The organism is Hymenobacter armeniacus, assembly GCF_014699055.1.
GTDB lineage: Bacteria > Bacteroidota > Bacteroidia > Cytophagales > Hymenobacteraceae > Hymenobacter > Hymenobacter armeniacus.
In genome coordinates this window covers 515,262-538,004 of sequence record NZ_JACXAC010000004.1, presented here as the reverse complement: position 1 = coordinate 538,004, position 22,743 = coordinate 515,262, and the positions used below count along the sequence as shown (strand labels likewise).

Below are 22,743 nucleotides of genomic sequence, written 5' to 3'. Positions count from 1 at the left end.
GCCGAGTTCAAGGCCAACGAAGTGCCGTTTGCATTGATAGCGATGGATTGGATGGTGACCGAGGTGGAGGCAGGGAAAGTGGTGTTGTTGGTTGCCCCTCTCAAGAAGTCGGTTATCTGCACGTTGGTGGCCGTAACCGTACCAGTGTTTTTCACGCGGATGGTATAGGTTACATCAAATGTTGTCGCGTTGATAGCTACCACATTGGAAAGTTCCTTCACGACGTCAATGCGTTGGCTCGGGCTAACGCAACTAGCGCCGTCGGTTACGCTGGCTGTTGGCACGTTGCCAATATCGGTACCCGCGCCCGTGGTTAGGTTGACGCTGTAGAAATCGCCTTCGTTGGAATAGGCGTACAAGTTGCCCGCCAAGTCAAAGGAGACCGAACCCAAGTTCGGAGAAGTGCCAGGTGCTGTACCAACCCGCGTAACCCGGGCCCGGCCGGGAGTAGTCGTAAAATCAAACTTGTAAACCGACCCCAGACTGTAAACGCCATACAGTAAGTTATCTACGGGATTGAGCGCAATATCAATAAAGCTAAAATCCTGCGTCGATGCCGGCGTAACGGTAACAGTGGGGCTGGCAGTGGTGTAAAAGTCCATTGGTACCGTCACGGCGTTGAGCCGGGCCGCAACGGTAGGCTGGCTTAGGTCGAGACGAAACAGATTGTTTTTGTTAGAGGCATCGGCAAGGTTACGAGGTGAGGCGTAATACATGCCGTTTGCGTCAATAACGCCCGCGGCAAGCTGGGGATACTGTGCGGGCGTAGCACCGTTAATTTTGATAACCCCGACATCTTCCACACCAGTTTGCCCAATCTTATATAGGTGGATGGCGGGAAACGTTGCCGCGTTGTTGGTGGGGTAGGTAAGAGCGTACAAATATCCATCCAGCGCATTGTACGCCAATGAATTGACCACAAAATCGCTGGAGGCAGGCAAGCCTAAGCCCGTTGCCAAATCCAGCAATAGCGTGGTGGTGTACGCGGTGGTGGTGGGGTCGGCAGCTGGTGTTACGTTGCGATTAACCTTGAACAACTGCGAGTGGTACGGGGCCGTGCCACCTGTACCCAAGCCAACTTGACGGATTTGATAAAATACCCCGTCGCAGGAAAAGGCAGCCCCTGCGGTCTGAGCCCGTGCGCCTATCGGCACAAATGCCAGCAATGCCAGCAGCAGGAATGTAGAAATGGATAATGTTTGTCTCATATAATGAGGAACTTGGGTGAAAAAAAATTAAAATGTTAATTGACGAAACACAAGTCGTTGAGTCATTTAAAATGAGTATGACCCAGCTAATCCGAGCGTAAAATTACCGGGCCCTATGAGCGCGCTGTGCGGTATTCGACTAATAAGCGCATTGACCCGGTGAACGAAGTGCTTTTGCGAGGCGAAGCAGGCGACATTGTGAAGCACATTATGCAGCTTACACATATAATAATTCTTAAAGTACAATTACAAGGCAATGAATTAACTTAAGTGGACTGTATTATTCCATTGGCAAAATTACCTACCGCGTTATATTAATCGACTATCTATTTCTTGATTTAGTAAAAAAATAATCAAGGCAGAAACCTACGTATCACTTGATTAATTGGGATTTAGCTGGCTCGTAATATTTTTTTATGTGATATAAACACACAGAAAAATACAACTGGTATTAAAATTCGAATTGTAGCAAAAATTTAACTAATCCAATAATGGATAACTCAACGCCATATCTTGAATTGAATAAATTACAAATTATGTGCTTTAAGTAATACTTATAGTTTAAACTTGAAAAGACACCCTACTCAAACTGCACGCACGTAACCTTCACGCTTAAGAAAAAGCGGTGAATCGGCCGGTAGCTTCCTTGATTGAGGTATATGCTCTTGCCAGAACATGCCACAGGCCGTGGGCTTAGCACCAATATGCTAAGCCTACGGCCTGTGGCATGTTCTGTAATGTTGACAGTTTCGGGCTACACGATGGCTTGCGAACGTCCGCTAGCAGTAACCAGTCCTCGCAAAGGCCCATTGAAACCAACGGCATCCACCAGCTCTTCGAGCGGCAGGTGCAGACGGTATTTCCAGAAATGGGTCGGATTGCTGGGCACATTGATTTGTTCATCGTGCGGGTTGGCCCGGCGCAGGTGGCCGTCGATGGCCAGCAAATCCTGCAGCGGGAAGATGGCCCACATGGCCGGCGAGTGCAGGTGCTGAACCAGGATTTCGCGCGCCACCCAGGGCTCGCAGTAGAACGGCGCCACCTCGCGCCAGTGGCCCAGCATGGTTTCGAAGAAGCGCTGGGTGCGTACTCGGTCTTCTTCCCACCAGCCGCGCACGGTGCTCATGTCGTGGCTGCTGGTCGTGACCACGCTCAGGTAGGGCGCCGCGTCAGGGTGGCCAAACTCAGTGGCGGGGTCGGAGGGCATGCGCTGGATGTGGAGGCCCAGAATGCCGAGCTCCTTCATCACGCCGGGCACCGAAGCGGGCACCATGCCCAGGTCTTCGCCGCAAATGAGCATGTCGGTGGCGTAGCGCACGGGCGGCAGCTTCACGAGGCCCTGCTGGCGCCAAAACTCCTCGTGGCGCCGGAAGAAGAAGTCGATGTATATGTCGTCGTAGAGGCGGCGGCGGTCCTCGTCGCTGTCGAGTTCGCGGAAGGAATAGCTCTTGTTGAGCGTGATGCGCGGGTGGTAGAAGTCGTTGCCGGCCGGCACAAACAGCACCTCGTTCACCAGCTTGAACAAGCCGGTTTGCAGCCACTGGAAGTACTCCGTGTGCTCGGGGTAGTCGGCTATTTTCTGGGCGATGTAGGCCTCTATTTTGCGCTGGTTGTCGACGCCTTCCTTTAGGTGAATGCGGCCGTAGCTGGCATCGTACATGTACTCGTCGAACACGTTCTGGGCCTCGCCCTGGAAAATGTCCTGCAGCATGTGCCAGCGGATGTAGGGCTCGCACAGCCGCGAGTAGTCGAACCAGCCCAGGCGACGCTCAATCTCATGCCGATGCAGCGGCAGCGCGGGCGAAAAGTGCCCCAGCAGGCCTTCCACCGACTCGATGGGCATCTCCCAGATGCGGAAGAAGCCCAGGATGTGGTCGATGCGCAGGGTGTCGAAGTAGCGGGCCAGGTGGCCCATGCGCTGCTTCCACCACTTGTAGTCATCCTCGGCCATGCGCTCCCAGTTGTAGGTAGGGAAGCGCCAGTTCTGGCCGGTGGTGGAGAAATCGTCGGGCGGGGCGCCGGCCTGGCGGTCCATGTGGTAGAGCTCGGGCTGCGTCCAGGCGTCCACCGAATGGCGGTAGATGCCGATGGGCAAGTCGCCTTTCAGCACCACGCCGTGGGCGCGGGCGTAGTCGACGGCGGCCAGCAGTTGCTTATCGAGGTGGTACTGCACGAAGAAAAACAGGCCGTACTCGTCATAGTCGGCCGCCGTTTCGGCGGTGAGGGCTTCCAGGTTCTGCGGGGTGCGGAACTCCTCGGGCCACTGCTGGAAGTCGGCGGTGCCAAACCGGTCGCGCAGGGCCGAAAAGGCCGCGTAGGGCACCAGCCATTCGGCCTGGCTGGCGTAGAACGCGCGGTAGCCAGGGTCGGCCAAGAAGCTTTGTTTCTCCTGCTTATACAGCAGCTTCAGAAGCTTCCACTTGGCGTTCATCACCGGCTCGTAGTCCACGAAGTCCTTCGCGTTGAACTCCTGCTTGAGTTGGGCCAGTTCCTTGGCGGCCTTCTTGTCCTTGAGCGCGGCAATGCCTTCGAGGTGGATGAACTGCGGGTGCAGGGCAAAGACCGAAATGGCGGCGTAGGGATAAGAGTCGACCCAAGTGTGGGTGGCCGTGGTGTCGTTGATGGGCAGAATCTGAATCAGCTGCAGGCCGGTCTGCACGGCCCAATCGGTCAGCAGCTTCAAATCGGAAAACTCCCCTACCCCAAGTCCCTGCTCAGAGCGCATGGCAAACACGGGCAGCGCCACGCCAGCGCCGCGCCAGGCGTCGGGGTAGCGGTAGCCTTCGTCGTTGAAGACGCGGGCGGCGGTTCGGTCCTGGCTGGCAGGCACCACGCGGTTGTCGCCGCCTTCCATGTCGAGGGCGTGGCCGGCGGCCGGGTCCCACATGGCGTATTTATAGTGGCAGTCCTCGCCGGGGTTTTGCAGCTTGATGCGGCCGCTCCAGGTGGGGTAGGCAGCATCGGTCAGCACCAGGGCCTTGGTGTTGTCCCAGGCCCCGAGGGCGGGGTCGGAACCGAGAATGCACAGGCCGAGGTGCGGCGCCACGCGGGGCGCTACCAGCTGAAACACGGTTTCGCCGGCGGCAGGCGGCAGGCTGGTGGGCTGCGGGGCGCTGGCCGGCGCGGCCGTGTCGGGGGCCTTCGCGGCTTTGGCGCCTTTGGCGGCCGGCTTTTTAGGTTTGGCGGCCGGGGCCTCGGCGGGCGCCGGGGCGCCGGGGCGCCGGAACAGGGCCTTGGTGAAGGCGGCGGTCAGCAGCTCGTTTTCGGGCTGGGCGGGGGCGCGCCAGTAGTCGGCCAGGCGCAGGCGCTGGGCGCGGGCGGGGTCGTAGGCCAAAACGCGGTTGGGGCCGTGCTCCCAGTGCTGAGCGCCGGTGTTGGCGTCGAGCAGGACGTACTTATAAGAGAGGCTGCCGGCGGCATCGGGCACTTCCAGGTCGAGGCTCCAGCAGGTCGTGGCTTCGTCGTAGTGCAGGGGAGCGGCACTGGCCAGCTGCCAGCCGCCCAGCTCGGGCCGCGAGCCACACACGGCCAAGCGCTGGCCGAACACGGTGCGGTAAGGAAGGGAAAAACGTATTGTCATGCGGGAAGCTTGGTGGGATTTGGGGGCGAAAGATAACGCCTTGCGGAGTGAAGACGGAGGAACCGCGACGGAGGAATGGCCCTGTGCAACCCGTTGTGCAAGACGGAATAGGAATATCCGGACGCCATTTGTGCAATCGATTGTACTCAGTTGCTGAATTCTAGTGTCCGCGCGCCGCCCCGGCAGTTCTTAAATGGAATAATTCCGACGCCCGGATTTATCCCACGGCATTTCATCCCCATTCAATACGGCGCTGGTTTCCAACCCCGGCTCATGGTTTTGCGTTTGGAAGGGCTGCCTTGCTACGTGTTGCCGCTAACTCCCTCCTGCCTTGTCCATTTTTCTGCGTCGTGCCCTTTACGGATTGCTGGGGTTAATTGCCCTGGTGCTGCTACTCGTCATTGCGGTGGTGGTATTTTTGCAATTTCCTGCGGGACAAGATTTTGTGGCCAAACGCGCCGAAAGCTACCTGCGCGGCAAGCTGGGCACGGAGGTGCGCATCGGCAAGTTCCGCACCGACTTCCGCCACGCCATCAACCTCGACGGGGTGTACCTGGAGGACCAGAAGCGCGACACGCTGCTGTCGGTGGGCCACCTCGGCGTCGACCTCGATATCTGGGCCCTGCTGCACAGCCAAGTCAATGTGTCGAACGTGGAGCTGAACGACGGCCGGGTACGCCTCACCCGCACCGAGCCCGACTCGGTGAACAACTACGACTTCATCATCGCGGCCTTCACCGACCCCACGGCGCCGGTCGATACCACGGCCTCGGGCCTGAAGTACGACATCGGCAAGGCCCGGCTCACCAACATCTACTTCACCCAAAACGACCAGATAACCGGCTCCGACATCCGGGCCCGGATTGGCGAGTTCACCGCCAACATGGACGAGGTGGATGTGGATAACTCCATCTATAAGGTGGATAACGCCGCCCTGCGCCGCTCGGCCATCCGCATTGTGCAAACCAAAACGGCGCCGGAGGTGGAAAACCCCGGGCCCACCGAGCCCCTCACCCTGCAACTGGGCCTGAACCGGGCCACGCTCGACAGCGTGCAGTTCACTTACAAGAACGACCCGGCGGCGCAGTACATCAATACCAATATTGGCCTGGCCGACATCACCGCCAAGGACATCGACTTGCAGCGGCAGCGCGTGAGCCTGGGCAAGCTCACCCTCAAAAACACCACGTTTGCCTACGCGCAAAACGAGCAGGTGCCCGTGGAAGAGCGGGTGGTGAACCCCGCTGAAGCCGTGCGCAAGCTGGACGAAGCCACCGACAAGGCCAAGGCCGCCACCGGCCAAACCGCCGCGGCCCCCGGCTGGCGCGTGGCCCTCGACCAGTCCGACATCAGCGGCCTGGCCGTGAACTTCGACAACTTCAACCAGCCCAAGCAGCGCACCAAGGTGCCGGCCATGGACTACAACCACCTGCACTTTACGGACCTGGTGCTGAACACGCGCGACTTGCGCTACTCCGAAAACAGCACCACCGGCCGGGTGCTGAACTTGGCTGGCAAGGAACAAAGCGGCTTCCGCGTGGATAAATGGCGGGCCAACGTGGTGTACGACTCGGTGCAAATCCGCCTGGATAGCCTCGACTTGGTGACGCCGCACACCCGCATCCGGCGCACGCTGGCCATTGGCTACGAAAGCCTGGCCGCGCTGGGCGACACCAAAAACCTGCCGAACCTGAAGATTGAAGGCGACTTGCGCGACGTCCGGCTGGGCTTCCGCGACATCCTGTACCTGGCGCCGGACTTGGCGGGCACGCCGCCCTTCAACACCGGCCCCAACCAGAGCGTGCTGCTGAACGGGCAGATTGCCGGGCGCGTGGGCGATTTCACGGTGCGCAACCTGGAGTTTGTGGGCCTGCGCAACACGGTGCTCAAAGCCCGCCGCGGCCGCATCCAGGGCCTGCCCAACACCGATACGCGGCTGTATGCCGACCTCGACATTCAGGATTTCCACACCACGGAGGCCGATATCCGCAGCCTCGCGCCCAAGGGCAGCATCCCGAACACCATCAGCATTCCGCCTTCGCTGGCGCTGAGCGGCACCTTCCGCGGCCGGCCTACCACGCTGGCGTTTGACACCAACCTGAAGCTGCGCAGCACCTACGGCGACCTGGCCTTCAGCGGCAATGTGGGCGCGCCGCAGGCCAACGGGCGGCAGCCGCTGGTGGGCACCTTCGCGGTGGGCGGGTTCGACTTTGGCCGGCTGCTGAAGAACCCGCAGCTTGGGCGCGTCACGGCTTCGGGGCGCATCAACGCCACGGGCAATTTGAAGGACCCCGGCACGCTGGTGGGCCGCGTGCAAAGCACCGTGCAAAGCGCCCGCTACAACGGCTACACCTACCGCGGCGTGGTGGCCACCGTCGACCTCGACCGCAACCGCTACGTCATCAACGCCAGCAGCAAAAACGACCCCAACCTGAACCTCGACTTGCAGGCCGTGGTGAACCTGCGCGACGCCCGCAACCCCACCTACGAAGTGACCAGCCTGAACCTGCGCGGCGCCAACCTCACGGCGCTGGGCTTCTACACCGGCGGCGACCTGCGGGTGCAGGGCAACCTGAAAGCCAACCTGCGTGGCTCGGACCTGAATTCGCTGAACGGCACCTTCAGCGGCCAGAAGATTGTGATAGTGCGCGACAACCAGCCGTTTGCGCTCGATTCGCTCAACGGCCGCATCGTGCAGACGGCCACGCGCACCACGGCCGTCATCACCTCCGACATTGCCAACGTGAACCTCGATGGCAACGTGCACCTCGGCGATTTGGCCACGGAGCTGCAGCAACACCTCGACCGCTACTTCGACGTGCCCGGCGTGCAGTACGTACCCAGCGCGGCCGACCGCCATTTCACGTATTCGCTGAAGCTGAAAGACCCCAAGCTGGCTACCAAGCTGGTGCCGGGCCTGAAGAAAATTTCGCCGTTTACGCTGGCCGGCAACTACTCGCGGCAAGCCGCCCGCCTCACGGCCACCACCAGCATTCCGCTCATCCAGTACAACAACTACCGGCTCGATTCGCTGCGGCTGAACGTGGACTCGGACCCTGGCAAGCTGGACTACGCCCTGCGCCTGGCCCAGGCCGCCCAGGACACCACCCTGAAGCTGCGCCGCCCCAGCGTGATTGGCAACGTGGCCAATAACAAAGTGTTTGCGCGGGCGGCCATCCTGGGCGACTCGGCTAACCGCGAAAGGCTGGCGCTGGCCGGCACCGTGCAGGCCCTGGCCCAGCCCCGCGGCGAAGTGGCCTACCAGTTTGAGGCCGCGCCGGAGCAGATTCTCAACTACGACACCTGGACCGCTGGCGCCAACAACTATGTGCGCTACTACCCCACCGGCGCCGTGGTGGCCAACGGGCTCAACCTGACCAACGGCCGCAGCACGCTGGCCCTGCAAAGCCAGAACCCGCAGGTGCCCACCTCGCCGCTGGGCGTCACGTTTACCAATTTTGAGCTGGCCGAGCTGGCCAAGATTGTGCAGCAGCAGGACTCGCTGGTGGCCGGGCAGCTCAACGGCACGGCCCGCATCGACAACCTGGGCAAGCCCAACCAAGCTTTCACGGCCGATGCCACCGTCAAAAACCTGGTGTTTCAGAAAGCCCTCATCGGCGACATTGCCTTCAACGCCACCAACCCCAGCGCCGGCCGCTACGACGTGGACGCCCGCCTGACCGGCGGGGCCGCCGGCACGGTGGGCGGAGCCGGCAACGACGTGCAGGTGCGCGGCACCTACCTGGCCAACAGCCCCGCCCCGCTCAACCTGAACGTGGACGCCAACCGGCTTAACCTGAAACTGGTGGAGCCTTTCTCGGTGGGCCAGGTGCGCAACGCCAACGGCTACATCAGCGGGCGGCTGACGGTGACGGGCGCGCCCGCAGCGCCGGTGGTGCGCGGCACGCTCAATACCTCGGCCGATGCCGGGTTCATTGTGCCGCAGCTGGGCTCGCCGTTCCGGCTGCCCAACCAGGCACTTACGTTTGACGACCGGGGCATTGCGTTCAACAACTTCACGGTGCTGGACTCGGCCTCGAATAAGGCCGTGGTGAACGGCTATTTGCTCACGAAGGACTTCATCAACTATTCCTTCGACATGAACGCCACGACCAACAACTTCCTGGCCGTGCGCAGCACCCGCGAAAACAACGAGTTGTTCTACGGCCGCTTGGTGCTCGATTCGGAAACGCGCCTGACCGGGCCGGTGGAGCTCATCAAGATTGACACGCGAGTGACGGTGGTCGAAGGCTCGAACCTGACGGTGGAGTCGCCGGCGGCCACGCCCACTACCCAGGAACGCACGGGCATTGTGGAGTTCATCGACGTGAGCGCCCCGCTCGACACCATGCTGGCCCGCAAAGTGGCCCTCGACACCACGAAGGTGAACGCAACGGGCTACGACATCACGGCGGTGGTGACCATCACCAACCGCACGCCGTTTACCATCGTCATCGACCCGGCCAGCGGCGACAACCTCAAGGTGCGGGCCGCCGGCACGCTGAATACCAACATTGCGCCCGACGGCACCATCACGCTGAGCGGCCGTCTGGACGTGGCGCGTGGCCAATACCACATGTCGCTCTACGACCTGGCCCAGCGCGATTTCATCCTGGCCCGCGGCTCGTCCATCACCTGGGACGGCGACCCCTACAACGCCACGCTCGACCTCACGGCCATCTACAAAGTGCAGGCCGCGCCGGCCGAACTGCTGGCCGGCCAGGGCCTCGACGACCAGACGGCCAACACCGTGGCCCGCAACCGCCTTCCCTTCAACGTGCTGCTGAAGGTGACCGACCAACTCAGCAAGCCCACCATCGGCTTCGACATCACGCTGCCCGAAAACCAGCGTGGTGCGCTGGGCGGACAGGTGGACACCAAGCTGGCCCAACTGCGCCAACCCAGCCAGACGTCGGAGCTCAGCAAGCAGGTGTTTTCGCTGCTGATTCTGGGCCGGTTTGTGGCCCAAAACCCCTTCCAGACGAGCAGCGGCGAGGGCCTGGTGGCCACGCAGCTGCGCGGCAGCGCCAGCGCCGTGCTCACCGACCAGCTCACCAACCTGACCGACAAATACCTCTCGGGCCTGGGCCTGGACCTGGGCGTGACCAACCAAGCCGACTACAGCACCGGCGAGGCCCGCAGCCGCACCGACCTGAACGTGGCCGTGCGCCGCCAGCTGCTCAACAACCGCCTCACCGTGCGCGTGGGCACCGACATCAACCTCAGCGGCGGCTCGGGCACGCAGGCCACCCAGGGCCAGAACAGCGCCAGCAACCTGGCCGGCGACGTGAGCCTGGAGTACCGGGTGCTGGCCGACGGCCGCCTGCGGGTGCGCGTGTTCCGCCAGAACGGCTACGAGGACATCGACGGCCAGATTATCCGGACGGGCGCGGCCTTGGTGTTCCAGCGCGACTACCGCGACCTGAAAGACTTGTTTTCGAAGGTGCCCAAGGACGTGAAGGCCGAGCGCAAGGCGGAGCGCAAAGAGGTGAAAGCCGAGAAAAAAGCCGAAAAAGACTCCGTGCAAAACCAGCCCGCGGCGCGGGTTGACTCCACGCGTGACAAGTCCACCACCGGACGCTAATACCGAATCAGAGTATGCTTATTCACTACCGCCGTTCTGCTGCTGAGCCTTGCGCCGCCCCTTTGGACGGGCGCGCGGGCAACTCGGGCAGCCGGCTTGGGGCCTGGGCCGCGACGGCGCTGGCGCTGCTGGGCCTGTCGGCCTGCTCGGGGCTGAAATACGTGCCCGAAGGCCAGAAGCTGTACACCGGCAGCAAGGTCATCATCAAGTCGCCGGAGAAAATCACCAACGAAGCGGCCCTCCAGACGGAGTTGGAATCGGTCATTCGGCCCAAGCCCAACGCCTCGTTTCTGGGCCTGCGGCCCAAGCTATACTTCTGGGGCCTGGGCCAAGGCAAAACCAAAGGCCTGGGCCATTTCCTGGCCGACAAGTTTGGGGAAGCGCCGGTGCTGCTGAAAGACGTGAAAATTGCCGCCACCAGCGGCCTCATCACCAACCGGCTCTACAACAACGGCTTCTTCAAGGGCACGGTGACCAACGAGGTGAAAACCCAGGAGAAAACCGCGCAGGTGAACTACACGGCCAACACCGGCCGGGTGTACACCATTCAGGAAATTCATTTTCCCGACCGCGACACGCTGGTCGATAAGGACATTCGAGCCACGCAGGCCGGCACGCTGCTCAAAGTGGGCGACGCCTACAACCTCAACACCTTCACGGCCGAGCGGGTGCGCATCGACAACGCGCTGAAAAACTCGGGCTACTTCTATTTCAACCCCGACTACATCCTGTTTCAGGTCGACAGCACGCTGAACAACAAAATCAACGTGTACCTGCGGGTGAAGGCCAAGGCGCCGGACAAGGCCACCAAGCCGTACTGGCTCGAGCGTATTCGACTGAACACCAACTACGTGCTGACGGACACGACCACCCGACAGCCCATCCTGTACAAGAAGTACGAGTACTACCCCGACGAGGAAATATTCAAGGCCAAGGCCATTACCAACGCCACCTTCCTGTACCCGGACAGCCTGTACCGCCGCCGGCGCCGCGACCAGACCATCAGCCGCCTGATGAGCTTGAACACGTTCAAGTTCGTGGAAATCCGGCTGCGGCCCTCGGCGGCCGGCGACTCGGCCGGCCGCGCCCGCCTCGACGCCGACGTGCTGATGACCCAGCTCAAGAAGAAGAGCCTGCGGGCCGATTTGCAGCTGGTGAGCAAGAGCAACGGCTTCACCGGCCCCGGCCTCACGCTGTCGTTCCGCAACCGCTCGGCCCTGCGTGGCGGCGAGCAGTTGCTGGTGAACGCCGTGGCCAGCACCGAAACCCAAAGCGGCAACGGCAACGGCGCGCTGGGTCTCACCAGCTACGAGTTCGGGCTGAACGCGCAGCTGGTGTTTCCGCGGCTGGTGGCGCCCAACCTGCCGCTGTTCGACATCAAGCTGCCCAACTCCGACTTTCAGCCGCGCACCACCATCGGGGCCGGCTACCGCACCGTCACGCGCGCCAACTACTTCCGCGAAGACTTTTTCAACCTCAACTACGGCTACACCTTCAAAACCAAGATTACCAACGAGCAGGAAATCCGGCCCGTCGACATCACCTACGTGCGCCTGGCCGACACCACCAAGGCCTTCAACGACCTGCTGAAAACCCGCCGCTACCTACGCAGCGCTTTCGAGCAGCAATTCATTCTGGCCAGCTCGTACCGCTACACCTACAACCAGCAGGTGCTGGAGCAGCGCCGCCAGCAAATTTATTTCAGCGGCCAGGTAGAGGGCAGCGGCAACGTGGCCAGCCTCATTGCCCAAGCCACGGGCCAGAGCCGCAACCTGCCCGATAAGGGCTACACCGTGCTGGGCCAGCAGTTCAGCCAGTACCTGAAGTTTGATTTGGAGCTGCGCGAGTACTACCGCATCAGCCAGAACCCCACGTCCGGCAACCGGATTGTGGCCCGCCTGCAGGCCGGCATCGGCATGCCCTACGGCAACTCCGTGGTGCTGCCCTACCCCAAGCAGTACGGCATTGGCGGCCCCAACAGCGTGCGGGCCTTTGCGGCGCGCGGCATTGGGCCCGGCACCTACCGCCCCCAAACCACCGAGCAGAGCCTCAACCAGTTCTACGACCAAGTGGGCGACATCCGCCTCGAAGGCAACGTGGAATACCGCCAGGACCTGGTGCCCTACGTGAAAGGCGCCCTGTTCGTAGACGCCGGCAACATCTGGCTGGCCAACGCCGACCCCGAGCGGCCCGGCGGCGAGTTCAAAGCCAGCAGCTTTCTCAACCAGCTGGCCGTGGGCTACGGCGCGGGCCTGCGCATCGACGTGCAGTTCTTCGTCATCCGCTTCGACTACGCCCTGCCGCTGAAAGCCCCCTACGGCACGCCCGACAGCACCACGGGCCGCTTCAACCTGGCCATTGGGTATCCGTTCTAAAATCGCGTTTCCCTGCGAGGGCGCAACCCATGGCTACCGAATTATCGGCATGCGCTCAAACGGCCTTTCGCGGTCGAACAGGTAGCGGTAGGTGGCGTGGGTTTTCAGAATTTTGGCGCCGATGGAGCGCGTGGTCACCAGCATGCGGGGGTTGAAGTCGCCAATCCAGTTCATCTCGATGTCGGCGTAGCCCGCGTCGATGAACGCCTGGCGGGCATACACCAGCATGGCCGCGTCCACGCCCTTGCCCTGGTGCTCGGGCACCACCCCGTAGATGATGCCGAACAGCTTCTTGTCGCGGCGCTGCATGTAGCGGCGCTGCTCCCACAAAAAGCGCAGCTTGCCCAGCAGGTTCAGCCGCCGGCCCACGTGCTTGAAAATCTGGTTCAGCTCGGGCAGGCTGATGAAGAAGGCCACCGGCTCCGGGCCGTGGTAGGCAAACCAGAGCAGGCGCTCGTCCAGCACGGGCTTCATCTGCTGCACAATCTTGCGGGCCTCGTCCAGGGTCATCGGCTTCACGCCCGAGTGCCGGGCCCAGGCCAGGTTGTAGACGTGGTGGAAGTCCTGGGCCAGCTTTTCGGCGTCCTGCTTGCGGGCGTGGGCAAAGCGGTAGGTGCCGGCGTGCTCCTCGGCCCGCTTGGCAAAGCTGGGGTGTAGCTCGGCCGCGGTGGTGCGGTAGCAGGTATACTGTTTGAAATACAGCTCGAACCCGTAGTGCTCAAACAGCGGCCGGTAGTAGGCCGGGTGCCAGAACATGCCGTAGTTGGGCTCCAGGTCGTAGCCGTCGATGAGCAGCCCCCAGAATCGGTCCCGCTCGCCGAAGTTGATGGGGCCGTCCATGGCCTGCATGCCGCGGGCCGCCAGCCACTGCCGGGCCGCGTCGAAGAGCTGATTGGCGGCCGCCTGGTCGTCGATGCATTCGAAGAAGCCCATGCCGCCGGTGGGCAGGTCTGGGTTTTGCACGTCCACCGCGTCGCGGTTCAGAAAGGCGGCCACGCGGCCCACGGCCTGGCCCGCAGCGTCCGTCAGCACCCAGCGGGCGCACTCCCCGTTTTTGAACTTGGGGTTTTTGGCGGGGTCGAACACGGCTTCTACCTCGTTTTCGAGCGGGCCGATGTAGTTCGGCACGGCCGCGTGCAGGCGGGCCGGCAATTCAACAAACGACCGCGCCAGGCGGTCGTCAACAACTTCAAGAAGCGGCATAGGCAAAGGCGGTGCCCGGGCCCGGCAGCTCCACTAGCTGCCCGGGGCCGGCACCGCCGCAAAGAAACGGGCTGGCGGCTGCTCCGGCCCGGTGGCGGGCTTCAGCGCGACGGGGTCGAATACGCGTTTTCGCGGGCCGGGCTGCTGCTGGTATAGCCCCCGGCCGGCTCGCGGGCAGGAGCACCCGTGGCCAGGCGGCTGGTTTTGAATTGCCCCAGCAGGTAACAGAACGGACACTCGTGCCTGCCCTCCCCCATTCCCAGCACGCGCGCCGTTTCGGCTATGCCCAACGCCACTTTGCACCGCGGGTGCGTGTGGTAAATGGTGGACTCCGCTTTACCCGGCAAGCTGGAATAGAAGGGAAAAGGTGGGACCATGCTGTTTCGTTTCGGACCGCAATAAATGTACAAATAATATATAATATTTAATAAATTAGGTCAACAATATTTTTTATACATGAAAAAATGATATTTATCATTTTGTGTCGAAATCATTGTCAAACTCGAAAAGTTGTTCCGGCCTCGTAGTGAATCATGCATTAAAACATGACAATCAACCCAATACACGCAATAATGCCCGGCCGCAAGTGCTTGCAGCCGGGCATTTCAAATAGAACAGGCTTTACCTATTTCTTCGGCTTAATCTTCGTTTTATTGCGCTTGTCCTTCACTTTCGCGTCGGTCTGCACTGCCGGAGCAGGCGTCACAACGGTGGTGGTGGAGGTGGCGGGCGCCGTTTCTACCGTGGTAGTGGTCGACTCGGTGGTGTTGGTGGCCGGGGCCGGTACCGCCGTTGGGTACGTGGGCGTGGCGGGCGTGGCCGGGGTGGCCGGCGTTACCGTGGTTTGGCGGGTAGTGGTGGTGGTGCTGGTCTGGGCACTGGCCGAATAGCCGGCCGAGGTAACCAACAGCGCGAGCAGAAACAATTGCTTTTTCATAGCGGCTACAAGAGTTAGTGAAACCATTTTCCGCGTCGCAAAACGGGAAATTGAAAGCTTTTAACGCAAACAACGCAAAAGGGTTGGCTTGGCCTGCGGCACAGCTTGTCGGGGCGGGTGCCCGCTGGGGCATCAGCCGGCTAGCGGCGCGGCTGCTTCGGTGCCGCTCAGGTCGAAGGCGGCGCGCGGCTCCCACAGCTGCCCGTTGTGCCGGAACAGTGTGAGCCGGCTCACCACAAACTCGGCGGCATAGGAGCGGGCCGCAAACAACTCGCGCAGCGCCGGTACCTGCGCAGGGGGCAAGTCGCGGGTGGCCAGCGTGAGGTGCGGCGTGAAGGGCCGGCTTTCGGTCGGCACTTCGGGCAAGTGCGCGGCGCACCAGGCCACGAGCCGGGCGTGCAGGGCCCCGATTGCGCCGGGCTCGCTCACCCGCACAAACAACGTGCGCTCCCCAAACCAGGCAAAGCCGTTCAGGGCCACGCCCACGGGCGCTTGCGTGGCCGCGAAAGCTGTCAGCGCCACCGTGCAGCGGGCCTCAAACGCATCGGGCTGGCGCTGGGGCGGTAGCAGGGTGATGTGGGGCGGCAGCCGCACGGCGTTGCGGCTGCCCGTGAGGCGATGCACCTCCTGCTTCAGGGCCCAGGTTTCGGCATAGACGGGTTCTGGTGGCAGCACGGCCAGCAGGTAGAGCGGTTTCATGGCGCACAATAACAAGACAGCCTTGCTGTACGCAAAAGTCCCGCCCGGCCGCCAGCGCCCGGGGTGCCGCCCTGCTCAGGAAAGCAGCCGGGCCTGGTGGGCGGCGCTTATCAGGCCCGGCGCGTTTTTGAGGGTGGCCAGCACCACTTCCTTCGCGGCCTGCTTCAGCTCGTCTTTGCTGATGTCGCGCGCTTCTTCTTTCACCAGCTCGCCCATGGTCTGGAAGGCGTGCAGCAGCGTTTGGCGGCTTGGCTTTTCGGATTTGAGCTCGGCGTATACCCGGGCAATCTGGGCATTAATCTTGAGGCGGCGGGTGTGAAACACCGAATCGGTGGCCGTGTGCGACTGCACGGCTTCGAGCACGGCCACCAGCGGCCGCCACCGGGTGGCTGTGAGCAGCACGGCGTCGCTGAGGCGCTGCCGGTGGCTGGCCTCGGCTAGAGGAGTCTCCGGCGTTTCTGCCGGTTCGGGGCGGTAGTCGAGGCGGCTGTCGGCGGCGCGTTCAGCGGGCGTAGGGGCATTGTTGCCGGGAGGCATGGCGGGGCACAGGAGTCAATGGGCTCGCCTAAGATACGTGAGTGGCCCCAGTCCCGGCCCAACGGCCGAGCTCTCCCCTACCGCGTACGGCCAACGCCGGCGGGGCTGAACACAAAAACGCCCCGCTACGGATTCGTGCGGAGCGTTTCAATCGGCGGGAACGTAGCCTAGATGGTATGCGGCGCAGGTACTATTGCCAGCCGCCGCCCAGGGCGCGGTACACATTCACCGTTGCGTTTAGCTGCTGCATCTTGGTTTCGATGAGGTCAAACTTCGACTCCAGCGCCTCGCGCTGGGTGAAGAGCACCTCCGTGTACTCGGCCCGGGCGTAGCGGAACAGGCTGTTGGAAATGTCCACCGACTGGTTCAGGGCGGCCACCTCTTTGGCTTTGGCGTCGTAGCTTTTCTCCAGGTTGCTGATGTTGGAGAGCTGGTTGCTCACCTCCACGTAGGCGTTCAGCACCGTCTTTTCGTAGCGGTACACGGCCTGCGTTTGCGCGGCATTGGCGGTGTAGTAGGTAGCCTTGATGCCGTTGCGGTTGAACAGCGGCCCGGCCAGGTCGGCACCCAGCGAGTAGAGCATCGACTGCGGCGTCGAGACCAGCAGGCCGGGCGTGAAGGCCGCCAGTCCCACGCCCCCGGCCAAGCTCAGCGACGGGTAGAAGTTGGCGCGCGCCACCTGCACGTCGAGTTTGGCGGCCGCCAGCTGCTGCTCGGCCTGCCGGATGTCGGGGCGGTTGCTCAGCAACTGGGTGGGCAGGCCGGCCGTGATGACGGAGGGCTGCAAGTCGTTAAACGTGGCGTCGTCGCGCACCACCGGCTGCGGGTAGCGGCCGGCCAGGTAGTTCAGCTTGTTCTCGGTTTCCGTGATGCTCTGCTGCAGCTTGAACTGCAGGCTGCGGGTGTGCTGCACCTGGGCCTCGAAGCGTTTCACGGCCAGCTCCGTGGTGCGGGCCGATTCCTTTTGCAGGCGCACCAGCTCCAGCGCATTGCTCTGAATGCCGATGTTCTGCTTCACAATGGCCAACTGGTTGTCCAGCGCCAGCAGCTCGTAGTACGAGTTGGCAATCTCGGAAATCAGGTTGGTCACCATGAAGTTTTTGCCCTCCACCGAGGCCAGGTAGCGCAGGGCCGCCGCTTTCTTGGCGTTGCGCAGCTTGTGCCAGATGTCGACCTCCCAGGTGGCAAACGCGCCCAGTTGGAAGTTGGTGAGCGGGTCGGGCGTGCGGCGGTCTTCCTTGATGTCGACCTGCTCCTCGGTGGCACCTTGCAGCGTATAGCGGCCCACTTTCTCCACGTCGGCGCGGGCGCCCAGGCCCACGAAGGGCAGGTATTCGCCGCTGCGGGCGCGCACTTCGTTCTTGGCAATCTCGATTTCCTGCAGCGTGATGTTCAGCTCCTGGTTGTTTTGCAGTGCCGTTTCAATCAGCGCTTTCAGGTTGGGGTCGGTGAAAAACTGCTTCCACTGCACGCGGGCCAGGTTGGCGCTGTCGGCGGTGGCCGGGGCCGCGGCCGAAGCCGTGGGGTAGCTGGCCGGGGTGCTGCGGGTTTCGTTCTTCACCACCAGCTCCGGGGTTTTGCAGGCCCCTACCGCGAGAGCCAAACCGGCAGCACCGAGGTATTGATAAATTCGTTTCTTAAGCATAAGGCTGTTTTTGATGAGACATGGGATGGTGAGACATGGGAGGTGAGACGGGAATTGTTCCGGCAAATTCGCTTGCCTTTTCATATCCCATGTCTCACTTCTCACCGTCTCACTTCTCAATCTCACGCATAAGGCTCCATTTCTTCTAGTGTCACACGGGGCTCTACGCCTTCGAGGATGGGCGCTTCATTTTCGTCGCGAATCAGTTTGCTGTTGCCGGCCAGGGTGCCGAAGAAGTAGTACAGGCCGGGGATGATGATTACCCCGAACACGGTACCGAACAACATGCCGCCCAGCGCCGAGCTACCAATGGTGCGGTTGCCGATGGCGCCCGCGCCGGTGGCTACCACCAGCGGAATCAGGCCGGCGATGAAGGCGAACGAGGTCATGAGAATCGGGCGGAATCGAGTCTTCGCACCTTCGATGGCCGCGTCGCGGACGCTCATGCCTTCCTCGTGTTTCAGGGCCGCGAATTCGACGATAAGTACCGCGTTTTTACCCAGTAGGCCGACGAGCATTACCAGACCTACTTGGGCGTAGATGTCGTTGGCCAGGCCGAAGATTTTGATGAACAGGAAGGAACCGAACACCCCCGCCACCAGCGAGAAAATAACGGCCAGCGGCAGCAGGAAGCTTTCGTACTGCGCGGCCAGCACCAGGTACACGAACACCAGCACGATGAGGAAAATTACGGTCGACTCGTTGCCGCGGCCCACTTCGTCTTTCGACAAGCCGCCCCAGTCGATGCCGTAGCCGTGGGGCAGGGTTTCGGCCACTTCCTGCACCGCCTTGATGGCCTCGCCCGAGCTGTAGCCCGGCGCCGCGCCGCCCCGGATGGAGCCGGTGGGGTACATGTTGTAGCGGTTGATTTCGTTGGCACCCTGGCTCTTCACGATTTTCATGAAGGCCGAAAACGGCACCATTTCGCCCTTGTCGTTCTTGGCCCACATGTTCAGGATGTCCTCTGGCAGCTTGCGGTACTCCGGCGAGGCCTGCACGAACACCTTAAAGAAGCGCTGGTACTTAATGAAACCCAGCTCATACGTCGAGCCCACCAGGATGCTGAGCGTGTTCATGGCGTTGCCGATGCTCACGCCCTTCTGCATGGCCAGCTCGTTGTCAATCTTGAGCTCGTACTGCGGGTAATTGGCCGAGAAGAAGGTGAACACGCCCGCCAGCTCCTTGCGCTTTTTCAGCTTGGCAATGAACTCGTTGTTCACCCGTTCCAGGGCCTTGTAGTCGCCGGTGCTGGTTTTGTCGAGCATCTGCAACTGGAAACCACCCGCCGCGCCGTAGCCCGGCACTGCCGGCGGCTCGAAGAATTCGATGGTCGCGCCGGGAATCTCGTGCGCTTTCTTTTCCAGCGCCTCCACAATCTCGGCAATGGATTCCTTGCGCTCCGACCACGGCTTCAGGTCAATCAAGCAGGTACCGGCGTTCGAGCCGCGGCCTTCGGTCAGTACTTCGTAGCCGGCCAGCGTCGAGATGTTGGCGATGCCGGGCACGTCCTTGGCCAGGTCGCGCAGGCGCTTCGATACGGCGTTGGTTTGCTCCAGCGTGGTGCCGGGCGGCGTCTGCACAATGGCGTAAATCAGGCCCTGGTCTTCGCTCGGAATAAAGCCGGCCGGCAACCCCGCCGAGATGGCCCAGATGCCCAGCCCGAAGGCCACCAGCATCACGAACGTCACAATGCGGTTGGCCACAATGCGCTGCAGCAGGCCTACATACGCATTGGTCAGCTTCTCAAAGCCGCGGTTGAACCAGTCGAAGAAGCGCTGCAGCGGCGTCTGCTTCTTGGGTTGGCCGTGGTGGTTTTTCAGAATCATGGCGCAAAGCACCGGCGTCAACGTCAGGGCCACGAGGCCCGAAATCACGATGGCCGTGGCCATGGTAATGGAGAACTGACGGTAGAAAATGCCCACCGGGCCGCTCATGAACGACACCGGAATGAACACGGCCGTCATCATGATGGTAATGCCGATAATAGCACCGCTGATTTCCCCAACCACTTGTCGGACTGCATTATACGGCGATAGATGCTGCTCGTCCATCTTGGCGTGCACCGCCTCAATCACCACAATGGCGTTATCGACCACAATGCCAATCGAAAGCACCAGCGCAAACAGCGTAATCATGTTGATGGTGAGGCCGAACGCCTGCATCGCAATGAACGAGCCCACCAGCGACACCGGCACGGCCAGCGCCGGAATCAGCGTCGAGCGCCAGTCGCCGAGGAAGATGAACACCACCAGCGCCACCAGAATGAAGGCATCGCGCAGCGTGTGAATCACGTTTTCAATCGAGGCGTCGAGGAAGTTCGACACGTCGTAGGTGATTTTGTAGTCCATGCCGGGCGGGAAGCTGCTCTTTTTCAGCTCTTCCAGCTTGCCCTTCACCTCTTTAATCACGTCCGAAGCGTTCGAGCCGTAGGTCTGCTTCAGCACGATGGCCGCCGAGGGGTACTGGTTCAGGTTGGAGTAGATGTCGTAGTATTCCGAGCCCAGCTCCACGTTGGCCACGTCCTTCAGGTGCAGGCTTTCCCCGTTCGGATTGGCCCTTAGAATCACATTCTTATACTGCTCCACGTCGTTGAAGCGGCCCTGGTAGCTCAGCACGTATTCCAGCGACTGCGCATTCTTGCCATCGGCGCGGCCGATACGGCCCGGCGAGCCAATCACGCTCTGCTCGTCCAGGGCCTTCATCACGTCATCCACCGAAATGTTGTAGGCCCGCATGCGGTCGGGCTTCAGCCACACGCGCATGGCGTACTGCCGGCTACCCAGGATGCTGGCCCGGCCGATGCCGCCGAGGCGCTGCAGTTCGGGTATCATGTTCACGCCGGCGAAGTTGAACAGGTACTTCATGTCCGTGTTCTTGTCTTTCGAATACAAGTTCACGTACATCAGCATGTTGGGCACCACGCGGTTCACAATCACGCCCTCGCGCTGCACAATCAGCGGCAAGCGGTTGAGCACCTGCGCAATGCGGGTGTTCACGTTTACCACCGCCTGGTCGGGGTTGGTGCCCAGGTTGAACACAATCTGAATGTTGGCCTCGCCGGCCGATACGGCGTCGGAGGTCATGTACTTCATGCCCGGCACCCCGTTCACCGCCTGCTCCAGCGGAATCAGCACCGACTCGGTCAGCACTTTAGCACTAGCGCCAGGGTAGGAGGCGCTCACCATCACGAGCGGCGGCGAAATCTCCGGAAACTGCGACGTTGGCAGCTGCATGATGGCCAGCCCGCCCATGAGCAGGATGGACACCGAAATAACAATGGCAAATACGGGCCTGCGAATGAATTTACTAAACATATTCTTCTGGCTGTGTGGATATTAATTGGAAGGCGGTAGAACCCAAAAGGCCGTCATGCAGAGCGCAGCGAAGCATCTCGCGTGCCGCCACTAAATCAATCGTTCTGCATGCTTGATTGCTGCACCGAGCGAGATGCTTCGCTGCGCTCTGCATGACAGCCTTTTGGCTGCGCCCTGACGCTTACTCGGCCGTCACCTTCAAATTCGAGAGAACCCCCTGCGGCGCCTTGTAGTCATAGGTCACCTTGTCGCCGTCTTTCACTTTGCGCAGGCCTTCCAGGAGGATGCGGTCGTTGGGCGTAATGCCGGAGCCAATGATGTATAGGTCAGGCATTTCGGAGGCGATGCCGACTTCGCGCTGGTGCACCACGTTGTTCTTATCGACCACGAAAACGTACTTCTTTTCGAGGATTTCGAAGGTGGCTTTCTGCGGGATGATGAGGGCGTGTTTCAGCGGCACGGTCATGAGCACACTGCCGGTTTCGCCGTTGCGCAGCAGCCCGTCGGGGTTGGGGAAGGTGGCGCGGAAGGCGATGTTGCCAGTTTCGTTATTGAAATCAGCCTCAATGGTTTGCACGATGCCGGTCTGGTCGAACACCTCGTTGTTGGCCATGCGCAGCTTCACGTGCGCGGCTTTGTCGTTGGTCTTCGCGTGCTGCTTGTAGGCCAGGTACTCGGCCTCGGGCACGTTGTAATACACCCACATTTTGCTGTTGTCCGAAAGCGTCGTCAGAAGGTCACCTTCGTCCACAAGGCTGCCCAGTCGGGCCTGGAAGTGGTCCATGATGCCGCTGAACGGAGCCTTCACCGTCGTGAACTGCAGGTGGGCCTGGGCCAGCGACACGTCGGCGTTGGCCTTGTCGTATTTGGCCTGCGACAGCGCCAACTCGCTCTTCGACACGATGTTCTTGTCGGCCAGGCTCTTGGTGTTCTGGTACTCCATCTGCACGTAGTGCGCCTCGGCCTGCGACTTCTTCAGCTCGGCCTGGTACACGGTGGGCTTAATCTGGAACATGGTCTGGCCCTGCGCTACTTTCTGGCCCTCGTCCACGAAAATCTTCTCCAGGTAGCCCTTTTCCAGCGCCCGCAGCTCGATGCGCTGGTAGGAGTGAATCTGGGCCACGTACTCCTTCGTGATGGTGGTGTCCTTCTGCAAGGGGCTGGTGGCCACCAGTCTAATCTGCTCTTCGACTGGCTTCTTCTCTTCCTTGCAGCCGGTGGTGTACAGCAGCGCGCTGCCGCTTAGCAGCAGCAGCGTTTTTTTTAGGTAAGCCTCGGAGAATAGCGTGGGCGTTCGGTAATGCATTGTCTAAATGATGATTGTGTAGTGACTGGGCCACGCCAACCGGGGCCGGGTCTCCCGTTCATCGACTGCCCGTGGTTGCGTGGTGGGGTTCGTACATGCGCGTTCGGCCTGGCTCAAGCAGCAGCAAGCCGTTGGTGGCCGGCCACCGGCCGGTACCAAAGGCCGGGCGGCGGAAAGCTGCGGCCGGGTGGGAAGACCAGTGCAGCACCGCCCGGGTGAGGGGTTCACGGCACAAACCAACGGCCAACCGCATGAAGCGGATATGAAGCGCCGAATTCATTCTCACGCCGCTACGCCCACCTGCGCCGGGCAGCGCCGGCTCCGTCCCGCTCCCCAGCTCACCGGCTGTATGCCG

At 61.5% G+C, this 22,743-nt stretch carries 11 protein-coding genes and 1 pseudogene; 2 read left to right on the top strand and 10 right to left on the bottom strand.

The genetic code is table 11. From position 1 onward, the window contains the following. Nucleotides 1–110: 110 nt before the first annotated feature. Nucleotides 111–602 (bottom strand): annotated as a pseudogene (locus IC234_RS22260) (DUF6923 family protein); the annotation flags it as partial. Between the two features lie 1,360 nt (nt 603–1,962). Further along, nucleotides 1,963–4,788 (bottom strand): 4-alpha-glucanotransferase, encoded by a 2,826-nt coding sequence (locus IC234_RS13585; protein WP_190925494.1) that lies wholly within the window; start codon nt 4,786–4,788, stop codon nt 1,963–1,965. A 331-nt stretch (nt 4,789–5,119) separates the two neighbouring features. On the opposite strand from IC234_RS13585, the gene IC234_RS13580 reads away from it, so the two are divergent. Further along, nucleotides 5,120–10,372 carry a translocation/assembly module TamB domain-containing protein gene (locus IC234_RS13580; protein ID WP_190925492.1) on the top strand — a complete coding sequence of 1,751 codons (5,253 nt, stop codon included), beginning with the start codon at nt 5,120–5,122 and terminating at the stop codon, nt 10,370–10,372. Nucleotides 10,373–10,386: 14 nt separating this feature from the next. Then, nucleotides 10,387–12,747 carry a translocation and assembly module lipoprotein TamL gene (gene tamL / locus IC234_RS13575; protein WP_190925490.1) on the top strand — a complete coding sequence of 787 codons (2,361 nt, stop codon included), beginning with the start codon at nt 10,387–10,389 and terminating at the stop codon, nt 12,745–12,747. A 33-nt stretch (nt 12,748–12,780) separates the two neighbouring features. Here tamL and IC234_RS13570 read toward each other — a convergent pair whose 3' ends face one another. From IC234_RS13570 to IC234_RS13535, 8 genes are all read right to left on the bottom strand, one after another. Next, a complete protein-coding gene (locus IC234_RS13570) occupies nt 12,781–13,950 on the bottom strand; it encodes a hypothetical protein (RefSeq protein ID WP_190925488.1) in 1,170 nt (389 codons plus the stop codon). A gap of 101 nt (nt 13,951–14,051) precedes the next feature. Continuing rightward, nucleotides 14,052–14,297: a hypothetical protein gene (locus tag IC234_RS13565; protein WP_190925487.1), complete on the bottom strand. Its 246-nt coding sequence runs from the start codon at nt 14,295–14,297 to the stop codon at nt 14,052–14,054. A 278-nt stretch (nt 14,298–14,575) separates the two neighbouring features. Further along, nucleotides 14,576–14,887 carry a hypothetical protein gene (locus IC234_RS13560; RefSeq protein ID WP_190925484.1) on the bottom strand — a complete coding sequence of 104 codons (312 nt, stop codon included), beginning with the start codon at nt 14,885–14,887 and terminating at the stop codon, nt 14,576–14,578. Nucleotides 14,888–15,019: 132 nt separating this feature from the next. Continuing rightward, nucleotides 15,020–15,586, bottom strand: a complete 567-nt coding sequence (locus IC234_RS13555) for a 2'-5' RNA ligase family protein (RefSeq protein WP_190925482.1) — start codon at nt 15,584–15,586, stop codon at nt 15,020–15,022. Between the two features lie 75 nt (nt 15,587–15,661). Continuing rightward, nucleotides 15,662–16,123 carry a hypothetical protein gene (locus IC234_RS13550; RefSeq protein WP_190925480.1) on the bottom strand — a complete coding sequence of 154 codons (462 nt, stop codon included), beginning with the start codon at nt 16,121–16,123 and terminating at the stop codon, nt 15,662–15,664. Between the two features lie 190 nt (nt 16,124–16,313). Continuing rightward, nucleotides 16,314–17,768 carry a TolC family protein gene (locus IC234_RS13545; RefSeq protein ID WP_190925478.1) on the bottom strand — a complete coding sequence of 485 codons (1,455 nt, stop codon included), beginning with the start codon at nt 17,766–17,768 and terminating at the stop codon, nt 16,314–16,316. Nucleotides 17,769–17,890: 122 nt separating this feature from the next. Next, complete coding sequence (locus tag IC234_RS13540) at nt 17,891–21,082, bottom strand: efflux RND transporter permease subunit (protein ID WP_190925475.1); 3,192 nt, start codon at nt 21,080–21,082, stop codon at nt 17,891–17,893. 181 nt (nt 21,083–21,263) lie between these two features. After that, the gene (locus IC234_RS13535; RefSeq protein ID WP_190925473.1) at nt 21,264–22,388 is read right to left on the bottom strand and encodes an efflux RND transporter periplasmic adaptor subunit; all 1,125 of its coding nucleotides are present in this window, start codon (nt 22,386–22,388) and stop codon (nt 21,264–21,266) included. Nucleotides 22,389–22,743: the final 355 nt, after the last annotated feature.

Excerpts from the sequence above, each read along its gene's own strand:
- IC234_RS13585 (WP_190925494.1), bottom strand. The coding sequence starts at position 4,788 with ATGACAATACGTTTTTCCCTTCCTTACCGCACCGTGTTCGGCCAGCGC.
- tamL (WP_190925490.1), top strand. The coding sequence starts at position 10,387 with ATGCTTATTCACTACCGCCGTTCTGCTGCTGAGCCTTGCGCCGCCCCT.
- IC234_RS13570 (WP_190925488.1), bottom strand. The coding sequence starts at position 13,950 with ATGCCGCTTCTTGAAGTTGTTGACGACCGCCTGGCGCGGTCGTTTGTT.
- IC234_RS13560 (WP_190925484.1), bottom strand. The coding sequence starts at position 14,887 with ATGAAAAAGCAATTGTTTCTGCTCGCGCTGTTGGTTACCTCGGCCGGC.
- IC234_RS13555 (WP_190925482.1), bottom strand. The coding sequence starts at position 15,586 with ATGAAACCGCTCTACCTGCTGGCCGTGCTGCCACCAGAACCCGTCTAT.
- IC234_RS13550 (WP_190925480.1), bottom strand. The coding sequence starts at position 16,123 with ATGCCTCCCGGCAACAATGCCCCTACGCCCGCTGAACGCGCCGCCGAC.
- IC234_RS13545 (WP_190925478.1), bottom strand. The coding sequence starts at position 17,768 with ATGCTTAAGAAACGAATTTATCAATACCTCGGTGCTGCCGGTTTGGCT.
- IC234_RS13540 (WP_190925475.1), bottom strand. The coding sequence starts at position 21,082 with ATGTTTAGTAAATTCATTCGCAGGCCCGTATTTGCCATTGTTATTTCG.
- IC234_RS13535 (WP_190925473.1), bottom strand. The coding sequence starts at position 22,388 with ATGCATTACCGAACGCCCACGCTATTCTCCGAGGCTTACCTAAAAAAA.